14 protein-coding genes are annotated in these 13555 nt (G+C 72.8%); 6 read left to right on the top strand and 8 right to left on the bottom strand.

The window, feature by feature from the left end; translation table 11 throughout:
- Window positions 1-698: 698 nt before the first annotated feature.
- A complete protein-coding gene (locus tag AE652_RS20460) occupies window positions 699-1487 on the top strand; it encodes a TIGR04222 domain-containing membrane protein (RefSeq protein WP_082345854.1) in 789 nt (262 codons plus the stop codon).
- 246 nt (window positions 1488-1733) lie between these two features.
- Here the strand turns inward: AE652_RS20460 and AE652_RS20455 are convergent, their stop codons facing one another.
- The 3 genes from AE652_RS20455 to AE652_RS20445 are packed head-to-tail and all read right to left on the bottom strand — an operon-like array spanning window position 1734 to window position 4109.
- Entirely contained in the window at window positions 1734-2306 is a 573-nt protein-coding gene (locus tag AE652_RS20455; protein ID WP_049653606.1) for a hypothetical protein, read from the bottom strand.
- A 52-nt stretch (window positions 2307-2358) separates the two neighbouring features.
- Complete coding sequence (locus AE652_RS49035; protein WP_049653603.1) at window positions 2359-3765, bottom strand: hypothetical protein; 1407 nt, start codon at window positions 3763-3765, stop codon at window positions 2359-2361.
- A 17-nt stretch (window positions 3766-3782) separates the two neighbouring features.
- On the bottom strand, window positions 3783-4109 hold the full coding sequence (locus tag AE652_RS20445) for a hypothetical protein (protein WP_159028505.1): 327 nt from the start codon (window positions 4107-4109) through the stop codon (window positions 3783-3785).
- A gap of 457 nt (window positions 4110-4566) precedes the next feature.
- Here AE652_RS20445 and AE652_RS49255 point away from each other — a divergent pair, with 457 nt between their 5' ends.
- A complete protein-coding gene (locus tag AE652_RS49255; protein WP_049653600.1) occupies window positions 4567-5214 on the top strand; it encodes a transglycosylase family protein in 648 nt (215 codons plus the stop codon).
- A 324-nt stretch (window positions 5215-5538) separates the two neighbouring features.
- Complete coding sequence (locus AE652_RS20435) at window positions 5539-6075, top strand: DUF4240 domain-containing protein (RefSeq protein WP_049653598.1); 537 nt, start codon at window positions 5539-5541, stop codon at window positions 6073-6075.
- 57 nt (window positions 6076-6132) lie between these two features.
- On the opposite strand, the gene AE652_RS20430 is transcribed toward AE652_RS20435, so the two are convergent.
- From AE652_RS20430 to AE652_RS20420, 3 genes are all read right to left on the bottom strand, one after another.
- Window positions 6133-7161: a hypothetical protein gene (locus AE652_RS20430; protein WP_049653596.1), complete on the bottom strand. Its 1029-nt coding sequence runs from the start codon at window positions 7159-7161 to the stop codon at window positions 6133-6135.
- 230 nt (window positions 7162-7391) lie between these two features.
- Window positions 7392-7967, bottom strand: a complete 576-nt coding sequence (locus AE652_RS20425) for an RICIN domain-containing protein (RefSeq protein WP_049653595.1) — start codon at window positions 7965-7967, stop codon at window positions 7392-7394.
- A gap of 33 nt (window positions 7968-8000) precedes the next feature.
- A complete protein-coding gene (locus AE652_RS20420; RefSeq protein WP_143204585.1) occupies window positions 8001-8642 on the bottom strand; it encodes a hypothetical protein in 642 nt (213 codons plus the stop codon).
- A gap of 373 nt (window positions 8643-9015) precedes the next feature.
- On the opposite strand from AE652_RS20420, the gene AE652_RS20415 reads away from it, so the two are divergent.
- The gene (locus AE652_RS20415) at window positions 9016-9921 is read left to right on the top strand and encodes a S41 family peptidase (RefSeq protein WP_049653592.1); all 906 of its coding nucleotides are present in this window, start codon (window positions 9016-9018) and stop codon (window positions 9919-9921) included.
- 43 nt (window positions 9922-9964) lie between these two features.
- Here AE652_RS20415 and AE652_RS20410 read toward each other — a convergent pair whose 3' ends face one another.
- On the bottom strand, window positions 9965-11227 hold the full coding sequence (locus AE652_RS20410; protein ID WP_049653591.1) for a beta-ketoacyl synthase: 1263 nt from the start codon (window positions 11225-11227) through the stop codon (window positions 9965-9967).
- A 68-nt stretch (window positions 11228-11295) separates the two neighbouring features.
- Between AE652_RS20410 and AE652_RS20405 the strand changes: the two genes are divergently transcribed.
- Window positions 11296-11961 carry a TetR/AcrR family transcriptional regulator C-terminal domain-containing protein gene (locus AE652_RS20405; RefSeq protein ID WP_234348456.1) on the top strand — a complete coding sequence of 222 codons (666 nt, stop codon included), beginning with the start codon at window positions 11296-11298 and terminating at the stop codon, window positions 11959-11961.
- 37 nt (window positions 11962-11998) lie between these two features.
- Complete coding sequence (locus AE652_RS20400; RefSeq protein WP_049653590.1) at window positions 11999-12433, top strand: SMI1/KNR4 family protein; 435 nt, start codon at window positions 11999-12001, stop codon at window positions 12431-12433.
- Window positions 12434-12555: 122 nt separating this feature from the next.
- Here the strand turns inward: AE652_RS20400 and AE652_RS20395 are convergent.
- Window positions 12556-13555, bottom strand: a 1000-nt coding sequence (locus tag AE652_RS20395; protein WP_049653588.1) for a hypothetical protein, incomplete at its 5' end; no start/stop codon positions are given.

Raw genomic sequence — 13555 nt, 5'->3', positions numbered from 1 at the left:
GCCGTACGACGGCGGGGGCCGCCGGGGCGGCGACGGCGGGCGGCGTGCCGGGGGCCGGCTGCGCCGCGCCCGTCGCCGTGGCCGTCGTCGTGCCGAGGAGGACCTGGCAGACGGCCCAGGCCGTGAGGAACGCCCAGGACAGCGCGGCCGCCGCGGTCCGACGTACCCGTCGCTCCACTCCGACCCCCTCCCTGCTCGTGCCGTCACCAGGCCCCGCCCGCAAGAAGCTCTCACTGTAGGCGACGACACCGTCGTGCGGGGAGGCCAGGGCGGCGGAGCGGCCCGGCCGAGGCCGGGGTCACAGTCCGGCGGGGACCTGCGCGGTGGCGCGAGGGCGCCCTCCCGAAGGACGTCGCCCTTGATCCGGCGTCCCTGATCCGGCGTCCGCGGATCGGTGCCGCCGGCCGAGGAAGTAGCCGATCTCCAGCGTGCACCCGCCGTACGATCGCTCGCTCCGCCTGCGCGGGGAGGCCCGAACCGAGGACGTCGACCCCTGGGACTTCCACGCGTCCGCCTCGCCCATGGACAGACGAAGGCCGTCGGCACGCTCGACGGGATCGCCGTCCGCGCTCTCATCGCGCTCCGGCGGCATGGCGGTCGGGCTGGTCGGCCGCTTGGCGTCGCCTTCCCGCTCTGTCATCCTGCGGGAACGGTGGCCGGGGGAGGGCCGTCGGGTGGTCCGTGCTTCAGGGGGTTTGATGGGATCGATAGGTGTGGTGTGCGCGGTGGCCGCGCTCCTCGGGGCGGCGCTGCTGCGATGGCACCCGGCCCGGGGGAGGACTGACGGCCTGACAGCCGCGGCAATCGCGGGGGTCCGTGGGGGATCGAAGGCCGCACTGGTGGTGGCCGTCGTCGAGCTGCACCTCGCGGGGGTGCTCGACACCGACCGACGCGGCCGCCTGCGGCGGGTGGTGCACGCCTACTCCGCGCAGGACACAACTCCACTGCACCGGGCAGCGCGGACGGCGTTCGGCCGGGACCTGTCCTGGGCCGACGCCATGGCCACCCCACCTGTGCGGCGGGCCCGCGAGGAGACCCGCACCGACCTGGTCCGCCGCGGCCTGCGCTGCGGTCCGGCCCGGCTGGCCACATCCAGCGTGCTGGCCATTGCCACGTGCGCCACAGGCGCGCTCGCCACCGCCCGGGGCGCCTGGTGGACAGGACTGCCCATGACCGTACTCCCGCTCATGCTGCTCTGCGCTCCGGCCCGCACCCTCGCCGGACAGAGGCTGCTTCGCGAGCTGCGCCGCCGGCACCCCCTGAACGGGGCGGCGGCATCAGGTGGCACACCATCGGAGCCTGACGGGGCAGGACTGCTGACCGCGCTGTACGGACACCGGGCGCTGCGCCTGCTGCTGCCGGACTTCGCCGCCCGGGCCGCGCTCCTCGGCGGGCGCGGGGCCCGGGAGACCGTCGCCCGCACCGGCAGCGACTACGGCCCGTACGAGGGGTCCGGCGACGCCGCGATCTACGGCAGCGACCTCTGATCTCGGGTGACCCCGAATGCCGCTGCCGGTACAGGCGCCCGTCGGCGGACTGCGGCTCAGCACCGCTGCCGGGCCCTCCCGCCGCGGTGCGCGCCAGCGCGGACCTGTGGCCCGCCGGTCCGCACACCGCACCGACCACGACGCCCCATCGGCCCCGCCAGTGCGGAGGCTTGCCTGCGGCCTTCTCCGCACCGCATGTGGCTCATGCGGCCCGATCCTGTCAACGGCCGGTGGTGGCAGGTGTGTTCAGCAGGGGACGGCCTGGGCGCCGATGAGGCCCTGGCCGGTGGCGGCGGCTCTTCGCCAGACCGGTACGAGGTCGTCGAGCAGGGCGGCGGCGTCCTCTTCCGAGACTTCGTCCAGGATGTCGTACAGGCGCTGCTCCACGGTGCTGCGCTGGTCGGGTGTCAGGTCGAGTGCGGCCTGGACGGCGGGGAGCGTGGCGCGGACCTCCTGCGGGGTGAGGACGAAGTGGCCGAACCAGCCGGGCAGGGCGAGGAACCGCTCGGCTCGGAGCGCGTGGGCGAGGCCGACGGCGGGGTAGCCCTTGCGGCAGGAGGACTTCAGGAACGGGCCGGCCGCCTCGTGGGTGCCCCAGATCCCGAAGAGCACGTCGAGGTGGTCGTCGAGGAGGTAGGGGGCGGCCGGGTCGTGGAGCTCCGTCACGTCCGGTCGTCCCGGGCTTTCGTGGCGCCACCGCTCCAGCCTCTTGCGGCCTGCCGCCGCCTGGGCGTCGATCAGGGGCGTGAACACCGGGGCCACGTCGGCGACCACGTCGACGGGCACCGGCATCACGACCCAGTACCCCCTGAAGCTCATACCGCGAGGACAGGCGGACCGGGTGACACCCGGTCCGTTGTTCCGGGGGCCGTTAGCGGCGGCCGACGATGGCGTTGGCGGCGGTGTGGCGGGAGGACGGGTCGTCGGGGCCGCCCGGTGTCCTGGCGACGATGGAGTCGGGGGTGAAGCTCCATCCGGGCTTGCCCGTGTCGGCCAGGGGGGTGCTGGCGACGGCGAACCCGGAGCCGTCGGCGGGGGCGGCGACCTCGCTCAGGGTGGCGTTGCCGTCGCGGTGGGAGGCCCGCAGTCCGGTGTACGTGCCGTGGATGGTCTGGCCGCCGTCGCGCAGCGGGCTGAGTGAGGCGGTGGGGGTCTGGTACGGGTCGCCGGCCGGGCCGAGGTTCGTGAAGACGATGCTCGCGGTCGGTTTCGTCGGGTCCGCCTTCCCGGCTGCGACGGCCAGGTTGCGTGCGGCGGCGGCGTCCGCGGGAAGGGTCCCCACCGCCGGGTTGGGCGGGACGTAGGCGGCGATGTGGGTGGCGGTGTCGGGGTTGCCGTAGGCGAGGACGGCGCCCGGGACGTGGGACACCGTGTGGGGGTCGTCCATGCTGAGCAGGAGCTGGGGCGGCGTGCCGGGGGTGTCGATCTGCTTCTGGAGGGCGTCGAGGCCGTCCAGGTTCGCCTGGGTGATGTTCTGCGAACGGGGGCCGGTGAGTTCTCGGGCCATCTCCTCGCGGAGCTGGGGCAGCCAGGCCCGGTTGGCCTGGTCACGGACCTCGGCGGGCAGGCCATTCAGGGAGCCGATCTTGCCGGGGTGGTCCTGGATGAGCTGATGGCGGGTGGCCTCGGGCAGGGAGTCCCACCACGCCCGGTTGGAGTCGGGGTTGCCGGGGCCGCTCCCTACGCTGCCGACTGTCATCCGGTCGAGTTCGGCGACGGCCTTGGTGATCTCGGCGACCTTCTCCGGGTCGTAGTCCCCGTCCTGCTTGGCGATGTAGTCGAAGGCGGCCAGGGCCCGGGCGAGGCGGTCGTCGTCGCCCCGGGCGGAGGTGCACAGGGCGTCGATGTCCGTCACGAGGCGGTCCCGGGCGGCTTCCACCTCCTTGCGCCACTCGGGGTCGTTGCGGGAGTGCTGGTCGGGCGGCAGGACGCGCACCACCGGTGTGGCGTTCACGTCGGCGGCGACGATCTCCAGGCAGTCGCCGGTCGCCCGCGTGATGAGCGTCTGCTGGCGTGCCTGCAGGAGGAGGACGCTATCGATGCCGTCGGTCAGCATCCGGCGCAGGTCCTCGATGAACTGGTCGACGAGCAGCAGCTGGTTGGTGCGGTTCTGGAGCGCGGTGGTGGTCGCGTCCGAGGCCTGGCCGTGCCAGGACGAGGAGGCGAGGGTGCGCTGCATCGTCTGCCAGGCGGTGACCTGCTGCTTGTACCTGCCCTCGAAGGTCGTCAGGACCTGGACGGCCGTCCTGAGCGTGCCGACATCGGCTTCCTTGATCATTCCCCAGTAGTGCGGCATCAGCCCTGCCCCCCTGTCCCGGTCTGTGCCCCGGCGCCGTCGACCGTCGAGGCGGCGCCGTTGTCCGTGTTCTCGTAACTCCTGGCGATGATGGACAGGTTGCCGGCCGCCTCCGCCAGGGTTCTGGTGGTGATGCGGTCGATGTGCTCGCCCAGGTCGTGGAGGGCGGCCTGGGCCGCTCCTTCGAAAGACCAGTTCGGCAGGCCCAGGGCCGGCGGCGCGTGGCCGAACGCCTCCGCCCAGTCCTGCTGGATGCCCTTCGCCACCGCGTAGCCGCTCTTCGACGCGTCGCGCAGGTCCTGCGGATTCACTCGGAACCCTGCCATCGTCTCAGCCCCCTCAGACACACCAGTTGCGTGATCGAACCGCCGCCCAGCGTAAACGACGAGCCCGAACAAGCCCAGCGCATCAGGGTTTTGACGGACAGCCAGCAAAAGTGCTATCCATCGTTCCCGGGGCCCGAGCGCAGAGCCGAGCCCCGGGCGGCGCCCGGCCCCCGACCACTGCGCCCGTCCTCGGCCCCGAGGGCGCAGCTGCAGGTCGGAGCCCCGCCGTGATCACGAGTGGCCCACCCGGACGGCGCGAGGAGACGTTGCGGGCCCCCTCGGGCGATCGCTCGGCCCGGTAGCCCGGTAGCCCGGTGGCCCGGTCGCGCGTTCGAGTGGTGTCGAGCCGCCGGTCGAGCGAGATCGGCGCTTCGCTCCCATCCATGGAGAACGTCAGGTGCATGGGTGGGAGGGGCACTTCGGTGCCCGGTCCCTGTTCCCGGAGTACGGAGCGTTCATGTCACCGCTGTCCGTGGCCCGTCGCCTGGTCGTCGTTCTGCTGTCCCTGCTCGCCGTCGCCCTCGCCGGCGGTACGGCAACAGCGTCCGCCGCCGCGGCGAGCGCGGGGGTCCGAACGGGAGTGGACTGGGATGCCGTCGCCAGGTGCGAGAGCGGAGGGCGCTGGCAGGCCGACACCGGCAACGGCTACTACGGGGGGCTGCAGTTCGACAGCGGGACCTGGCGCTCGAACGGCGGCCTCGCCTACGCGCCGCGCGCGGACCGGGCGACCCGCGAACAGCAGATCGCCGTGGCCGAGCACCTCGTCGAGCGCCGCGGCCTGACCCCGTGGCCGGCCTGCGGAGCCCGTGCCGCACACGGCGGCGACCACCCGGCCGCTCACACCGGCAGCCACCGGCCGGCGCACACCCGGCCCCATGCCTCCGCCACCCTGCCATCCCACGCCGACGCCCCCGCTCCGGTCTGCACGGACGACGACGAGGACTGCCCGGACACCTGGACCGTGGAACCCGGCGACACCCTCGGCGGCATCGCCGAGGCCTTCGCCACGGACGGCGGCTGGCCCGCCCTCTACGAACTCAACCAGGACACCATCGGCGACGACCCCGACCTGCTCCTGCCCGGCCAGGTCCTCGCACTGCGCTGACGCCCGTCGGTGGAGCGGGCTCGTACGAGCGGCGGCTCGACTCATAGCCCGGGCGCCTCATGGTCCACCTCGCCACCCGCGCCATGCCATCATCACCCCGCCTGTGAAGGAGCGTTCCAACGCGGCACTGGTGTGGAGTCGCCAACGACTCAGGACCAGGCGGAGATTCACGAACCAGCCTCCCGTAACGTCGCGAGCCGGACACCCGGTCGGACGGCTTCCAGCGCTTGAAGAGGCGCCCGCTCCTGGTCGGGCGGTCCGTCGCGGCGGGCACGGTCCGTCTCCTGGCCGTGCTGTCAGAGTCCGGTGCGATGCTCAACCACCATGGACACCCAGCAGTTCTGGAACCTGATCGAGGAAGCCCGCTCGCGAGTGCCGGCCCCGGACAACGGCCACGCGGTCGCGATCCGGGCCGGCGCGCTACTCGCGCTCCGCCCCGCCGGGGAGATCGTCGCCGCCGAGCAGGTCCTGCGGAACCTGATGGCCGACTCGTACCGGGCTCCGCTGTGGGGCGCCGCCTACCTGATCAACGGCGGTTGTTCCGACGACGGTTTCGACTACTTCCGCGGTTGGCTGATCACACAGGGCCGTACGACCTTCGACAGCGTCATCACCGACCCGGACCGGCTCGCCGCGCTCCCGGCCGTACAGGCGTACGCCGCCGACGGGATCGACATCGAATGCGAAGAAGCCCTGAGCATCGCCTGGAGCGCCTACCGGGAAGCCACCGGTGAAGACCTCCCCGACGAGGCCCTCACCGTTCCGTACCCGCCGCTGGACCCGGCCTGGAACTTCGACTTCGGCGACGGTGACCAGCTGAGCCGACGGCTGCCACGCCTGGCGGCGCTGTATTCGGACTGACGAAGCAGACACCGCGGCGCCGCTCGAGGTCCGGGCCGACGGGCCGCCGCCCGTGGGCTACTGGATGCTCCAGCGGTGCGGATGTCCGGGATCGTTCGGGCAGGCGAAGGTGTTGAGCTCGCCGAATCGGCCGACGGTGATTCCGGTGGGGGTGGCGGACCGAGGGGTGGGTAGGTCTCGGTCTTCCAGTGGCTTCCAACTGCCGCTGCCGCCGTCCCACTCCGAGCTGTCGAGGGTCAGCAGAAGGTGCATCGGTGTCCCGCAGGTCTGGCAGTCCATCGGGTAGGGGTCCGTCGCGTGCCAGGAGGCGAAGCCGCCGACGCGCCAGCCGGGCGGGACGGACAGGTCGTACTGGTAGCCGATCGGCTGTACGGAGCGCCCGTCCGTGGACCTGGCGGTCTCCTCCTGCGCTTCGTCCCAAGCGTCGAGCCGGGCGCACAGGTCCTCGGGCAGCAGGCCGGCGAACGGGTACGTGGCCACCTGCTCCGGGTGCAGGACGCAGGGCTCGGGAACGAACCCGTCCGATTCGACGACCAGCGGCTGCGGCTGAGCCGTCAGCACTTCGCCGACCTCCGACGACCGCCGCCAGTGGAGGTGCAGCTCGAAGTCGTACCGGTTCGGGCCATGGGCGTTGAAGGGGCACCAGAACACCTGCAACAGGTCGCAGCCGTCCGGCCCCTCCGGCAGGTCGGGGACATCCCGGCGGTACAGCTGCGCCAGGCCGATCATCGGCAGCGGATCCGTCTCCGACACATCGGAGAGCCGGTGCTCGCGGCTCAGCTCTGTCAGGAGCTCTCGTTCCTCCGCCGTGGGGCCCGGATTCTCTTCCCGGACCCGTGCGGCAGCCAGGGTCCGCCGGTAGCGGTCGATGTCGGCCAGGCGCCGACCCCGCCCGCGGCCGTGCGCCTCACCGCACACCGGCCACGGCTCGTCCGCCGGCCACAGCATCGGACCGCCCACCGAACTGGCCGACATCTGCGGGCTGCCCGGCCGCGGGTGGAGCCGGGTCGTCGTACCCCGGTGGGCGGCCAGCTCCGGGAAGAGCGCCTCGACATCGAGTGGGCGTGGGGGCGTGGTCCTCGTCATGGAACGCGACCTTAGACACCTGACGGCTTCGGCCGTCGAACACCCCGGCAGGTGAGCGAGCGTGGCCGCCTGGACCTGCGCTGGTTCACCGAGGACGGCCTGCCCGACGACCTGATCCCGTACCCCGTCGCTGGCATCTGCGGCGGCCCTACCAGGGAGCGGCAGCCCGTGGGGGCCTTCCGGCAGGGTTCTGTTGCCGGAAGGCCCCCGCGGATGGTCGGGGCGGGTGCCTACCAGACCTTGTGGAGCTCGAACAGGTCGGCCTTGAAGGAGCCCTGGGTGACGTGGGATCCGGAGTTGGAGCCGTCCACCGAGAGCCAGCGGTTGCTGTGCTTGGCCATGATCGCCTTCAGGTTGGTGCCCGGCACCGGCTGGATGAAGAAGATCTCGCTCTGCGAGTAGTTGCAGGGCTCGTCGATCAGCCAGTTGCCGTCGTCGGTCATGGCCCGGTCGATGCCGAGGCACCAGTGGCGCGCATGGTCCATCAGCTTGTAGTACTTGCCGTCGGTCCGGGTCGGATTGTTCTCTTCGCACAGTGTCCACTGCCGGTCGGCGGCGTCCTGCCACGGCTCCTGGATGATCGAGCCGTTGTCCCACGACGCCTGGGACCAGCCGAGCACCATCCGGTCGCTCGCATAGGTGTACGGGGTGAAGATGCGGTACCCGCCGCTCTCGCAGGTGAAGCCGTCCAGCGGATTCGCCGCGTGCGCGGCCGGCGCCGCTACGGTCAGCAGCGAGCCGACGAAGGCGACGCTGCCGAGCACGGCTCCGAGTCGGTGGGTGGAGCGCTTGCCGGACTTCGCCATGGTCTTCCCTCCTGGGTGGGACGCGGTCACGGGTCAGTGCTTGCAGAGTTCGAGGCGGGCCGCCTCGCGGACGGTCCCGGCCGGCTCGGGGTACGAGCAGAGCACCACGCCCTCGCTCGCCGCCCCGTACGTCGTGTAGTAGCCGGTGCCGTTCGGGTTGGCTTTGATCCAGTACCCGGTGCCCTGGCCCGAGCGGGCGCACAGGTAGCGGGTCCACTCGCCGTCGACGCGCAGGAACCCGCGGAAGATCCCGTAGTTGCCCGGCGCGTTGATGTTCACCGTCCGGGAGGTGTCCGTGGTCCGGGTGTTGGCCCGGCTGGTCTCGACCTGGAACCCGGTCTTGAAGCTGACCTGCGCCAGGGCGGAGCTGTAGCTGAGGTTGAAATCGGCACTGTTGTTGATCTTGGTGGTGATCATCGTCACCTGGGAGAGCCGTTGCTGCTGCTGCCCCGTCGTCCCGGGGACGACGTTGAAGGACGTGAACTCGGTGACCACCGGGGTGACGGTGGCCGTCACGATGTCGTCCCAGACCGGCTCGATCTCGGGGTTGCAGGTGGCGCGCGGCGGTGCGTCGGCCTGCGCGGGGGCGGCGGTGAGGCCCAACCCGGCGACGGCGAAGAGGGCGGCCAACCCCGAGGTGAAGACGGTCCGTCGACGCCTGGGTGATGCTGTCATGAGGAGATCCCTCCGGTAGGGGGAATGGTTCCGGTCCGACCTCCCGGAAGCCTCGCGCGCGGCCTGACGCCCTGTCCATCCGAGATATCTAGGGGGGTCCTGCGCACACGATGGTTTTCGGCCGGGCGGGACCCGGCGGGCCTGCGGGACGGCATCGGGTATCGGCAGCGGCGGTCGAGGCGGGGCTCCCAGCCGTCGCCGCTTGCCGGTTCGTGGGGTAGGAATGGGGCCTGTACGAACCGGGGGAGGGGTGCGGATGAGAGCGGCGCGAATCGCCGTAGTGGTGGCGGGCGCGGTGGCGCTGGTCGCGGGGTGCGCTTCGGGAGGTTCGGGGGGTCCAGGAGGTTCCGGGGGATCCGGGGAGTCCGGGGGGATGTCGGCGCAGGCGCACGGCTACCTGTCGGAGGCGCTGGACCTGTTGCAGCGGGAGTCGTTGAACACCGCGACGGTGGACTGGCCGAAGCTGCGGGGCGAGGCGTTCGCGCGGGCGGCCGGGGCGCGGACGGCGGCCGACACCCATCGGGCGGTCGGCGGCGCGGTGGCGGCGCTCGGGGACGGCCACAGCCGGTTCTACCCGCCCGGTGAGGCGGCGGCCGTGGACGCCGACCCCGCGACGGTCGACGCCCCGACGGTCGAACAACTTCCCGGCGGCATCGCCAGGTTGAACCTTCCGGCGGTGAACGGCTCGGAGCGCACCTACGCCGAGTACGTCGCCCGCGGCCGCACCGCCGTCGCCGGGGCGAGCGCCTGCGGCTGGGTGGTGGACCTCCGCCGGGAGAGCGGCGGCGGGATGTGGGCGCCGCTGGCCGTGGCGGCTCCGCTGTTCGGGGACGGTCCGGTGGGGGCCTTCGTCACGGCGGACGGCACCCGCAGCGTCTGGTCGGTGCGCGGGGGCGTGCCGTTCCTGGACGGGTCCCCGCAGGCGGAGCCCCCCGGGGACGGCGCGGACGCGTGGCCGAGCGCGCCCGTCGCCGTCCTCACCGGCCCGGGGACGGGCAGCGCGGGCGAGGCCGTCGCCATCGCGTTCATCGGCCGCCCGGACACCCGCAGCTTCGGCGCGCGTACCTACGGGGTGCCCACCGGCAACGCCGTACACCGGTTGTCGGACGGTGCGGTCGTCCTGCTCACGGGCGCCGCCGAGGCGGACCGCACGGGCCGGATCCACGCGGGGCCGATCGAGCCGGACGAGCCCGTGGACACCCGTAAGGAGGGGGATCCGTCACTCGCCGCCGCGACCGGCTGGCTCGGGCGGCAGGCGTCCTGCCGGAGCACCCCGTAGTACCCCGTTGTCCCGTGGTGGCCGGAGCGATCGTCCGTGTCCGTCATGGCGCGGCCGGGGCCGTACGAGACGCGCGGTGCCGTGCGCCGGTGACGACGAGGGAGACGTTCTGCCCGCCGAAGCCGAAGGAGTTGCTGAGCACGGCCTGCTGGGGGACGTCCCGTCGCTCCGCGACGACGTCGAGACCGATGTCGGGGCCGATGCCGGCCGCGGTGAGGTTGCGGGTCGGCGGGATGACGCCGTGCTCCACGCTGAGGACGGCGATGAGCGCCTCGATCGCCCCGGCGGCGCCGAAGAGGTGGCCGAGCGCGGCCTTGGGGGCCGTCACGGTGGCGCGGCCGAAGACCTCCCTGATCGCGCGCGCCTCGGCGGCGTCGCCGACCGGCGTTCCGGTGGCGTGGGCGTTGATGTGACCGATCTGCCCGGGGGCCAGACCGGCCTGGGCGAGGGCCTTGCGCATGGCGGAGACCTGACCGGCGCCGTCGGGGGCGGGCGCCGTGATGTGGTGGGCGTCGGCGGCGATGCCGGCGCCCGCGAGCACCGCGTGGACGCGCGCGCCCCGGGCGGCGGCGTGCTCGGCGCTTTCGAGCACCAGGACGGCGGCGCCTTCGCTGAGGACGAATCCGCTGCGGTCCGCCGCGAACGGCCGGGACGCCGAGGCGGGATCGGCGGTGTGCCCCGACAGTGCCTGGGCCCGGGCGAACCCGGCGACGGTGATCGGGGTGGTCGCGGCCTCGGTCCCGCCCGCGATGACCACGTCCGCCTCGCCGGCCCGGATGAGACGGGCCGCCAGCGCGATCGCCTCGGCCCCGGAGGAGCACGCCGAGACGGGCGTGTAGACCCCGGCCCGCGCGCCGTACTCGATGCTGATCAGCGCCGCCGCCGCATTGGGCATGAGCATCGGCACCGTGCGGGGTGAGACGCGCCGGGCTCCGGCCGTCTCCAGGACGTCGTCCTCCTTCAGCAGCGTGCCCACGCCGCCGATGCCCGTGCCGATCGCGGAGGCGAGCCGGTCCGGGTCCACCTCCGGGGCTCCGGCGTCGGCCCAGGCCTGGGCCGACGCGGCGAGGGCTGCCTGCTGCGAGCGGTCGAGCCGCCTCGCCTGTACCGGCGGCAGCAACGTGGCGGGGTCCACCGCCATCGTCCCCGCGACGGTGTCGGGGAGGCCGACGCCCCCATGGCCGCGCAGGACGTCCCCGCGGAGGCCCGACGCGCCGGCGAGCAGGGCCTCCCAGGTGGACGCCACGTCGGCCCCGAGCGGGGTGATCGCGCCGAGTCCGGTCACGACGACTTCGGTCCGGTGCATGCTCCTCAGCCTTTCTTGTATGCGATACAAGTGAATGCGGGGCAAGTTGTATCACATACAATTCCGGGATGGAGAACGAGCGAGTGGAGAAGGGGCGCGTGGAGGAGACGGAGCGCGTGGAGAAGAAGCGAACCGGAGCCCGACCGGCCCCGGGCCGCTCGCGGGACCGCGGTCGCGCGACGAGGACCCGGCTGATCGAGGCGACCGCGGAGCTCTGCAAGGAGCGGCCCGGCGCCGAGCTGAGCGTCGCGGAGATCGCGAACGCGGCAGGCGTCTTCCCCAACCAGGTCACCTACCACTTTGGTTCCAAGGACTCACTGCTCGTGCACGCCGCCTTCCTCGGCCTGCTGCACGACGCCCGACGGATCGAGCGCATCGGCCGCCAGGCCCCCGACGCGGCGACGTTCCGGCGCAACATCGCCCGCGCCGTCCTGGCCATGCCCTCGCTCCCGTCCGTCACGCGGGCACTCGCCGCCGGGATCTCCAAGCCCGAACTCGCCCCCGTGGTCGACCGGCACCTCCAGCTGCTGTTCCGGCAGTCCGAACGCTTCGTCGGCCAGCTCGTCGACAGTCGCGGCTGGGCGGCCCGCCGGCCGCTCGCCGTGGAGGCCAGGACGTTCTGGAGCACCGCGCTCGGCGCCGTGCTGCTCGTCCGCGCCGGAGCGCACGGCACCGTCGCCGACCTCGACCTCGCCGGATCACTGACCATCCACGACGAACCCGGTCCCGGCTGAGCGGGCGTGTCGTCCGGGACGGCTACGCCTCCGGACCATGTGGAGACAAGCAGCCCGCGAGGCGTTCCCCGACGCCGGTTTCGCGGAGCCCGCCGACGAGTCGGTCCTGGCGGAGGCCGAGCGCAAGCTGGGGGAGGAACTACCGTCCGAGCTCAGGCAGTTGCTGCTGGAGAGCAACGGAATCGTCGGGCGGACCAGCGTGGACACCGTCTGGACCGTCGAGCAGATCGTCGAGCAGAACCTCCACTTCCGTACGGACGGTTCCTTCGCCCGGCTGTACATGCCGTTCGACGCACTCCTGTTCTTCGGGGACAACGGTGGCGGCGACCAGTTCGCCTTCGTGCGGACGCCGCGGAGGCTGGACGTCTTCGTCTGGGAGCACGAGACCGACAGCCGCCGCTGGGTGGCCGGCGGTCTCCGGGACTACCTCGGACGCTCGCTCGCCGACGGCGGAGACGACTGGTACCGGTAGCCCTCCGGCTCACCGGGACATCGGCGTCCCGGCGCCTCTTCCCCAACGCCACCGCCCCGGCCTCCCGAGTGGTGGGAGGCCGGGGCGGGTGCGCGGGTGCGCGGGTGCGCGGGTGTGCGGTGTCAGCGCGCGTCGCGCAGGAAGACGGACCGCTGGACGGACTGGTGGCCGTTCGACTCCGCGCTCACCCGGATGTCCACGTCGGCGCCGTACTTCGGGGCCTCCTTGAACGTGGCCCGGAAGGTGTACTCGACCGTGTTGCCGTCACGGACGCCCGGCACGTTCGGGTCGACCGTGACCAGGCCGCACTCGTCCTTCAGCTCGACCGGCTTCCACACGTCGCCGACCCGGGCCTCCACCGTGACATCGTTCGGGGTCGGCCCCTCGGAGCTCCAGACGGTCACCCGGGGGCGCAGGCCCGCGGTACCGTCCGGCGAGGAGACGCGGAAGCTGAACGGGATCGGGTCCGTGGTGATCACGCCCTTGGCCGGCGGCATCACCGAGAGCATCTCCGGGCTGTGGCTGTCGACGACCGTGGCGTTCAGCTCGGCCTTCGCCATGTCCAGGTAGTTCTTGGAGTGTGGCACGGGGGCGTCCGCCTCGATCGTGATCTGCCCCGGGCGGTTGGCCAGGGACAACCGCATCCGGAACTCGATGGTCCGGCTCTCGCCGGCGGCCAGGGTGAAGGCCGCGTCGTCGGCGGTACCCGCGTAGTCCATCCCGCCGCCCTGGCTGAGGTGGTCCAGCGTCTTCCAGCCGGAGGCGTCCTTGCGCTCCAGGGTGCCGTCCGCCATCGCGAGCACCATGGTGCAGGGCGCGCCCTCGTACTGCTGGGTGGCCACCACCGGGGCCACGCTGCGGGTGCCGGTGGCGTCGTTGTTCTTCCAGGTGACGGTGAAGGGGACCAGGTCGTTCAGCCCGATCTTCCCGCCCTCGCTCAGGCCGCCGAAGGTGATGCCGATACCGCCCCCGCCGGACGGGGCGGGGGCCTTCGGCGCGGTGGGCTTGGCCGCGGCCTTCGCGGCGGCCTTGACGTCGGTCTTGGCCGTTGCGGCCCCGGCGGCGGCGGGGGCCTGCCCGGCCGGGGCGGCGGCGGTCGGGGCCGCCTCGGCGGTCGGCGCG

The organism is Kitasatospora sp. MY 5-36 (assembly GCF_001182915.1).
Classification (GTDB): domain Bacteria; phylum Actinomycetota; class Actinomycetes; order Streptomycetales; family Streptomycetaceae; genus Kitasatospora.
The sequence above is the reverse complement of the archived record's forward strand: the minus strand, read 5'-3'. Positions and strand labels throughout refer to the sequence as shown.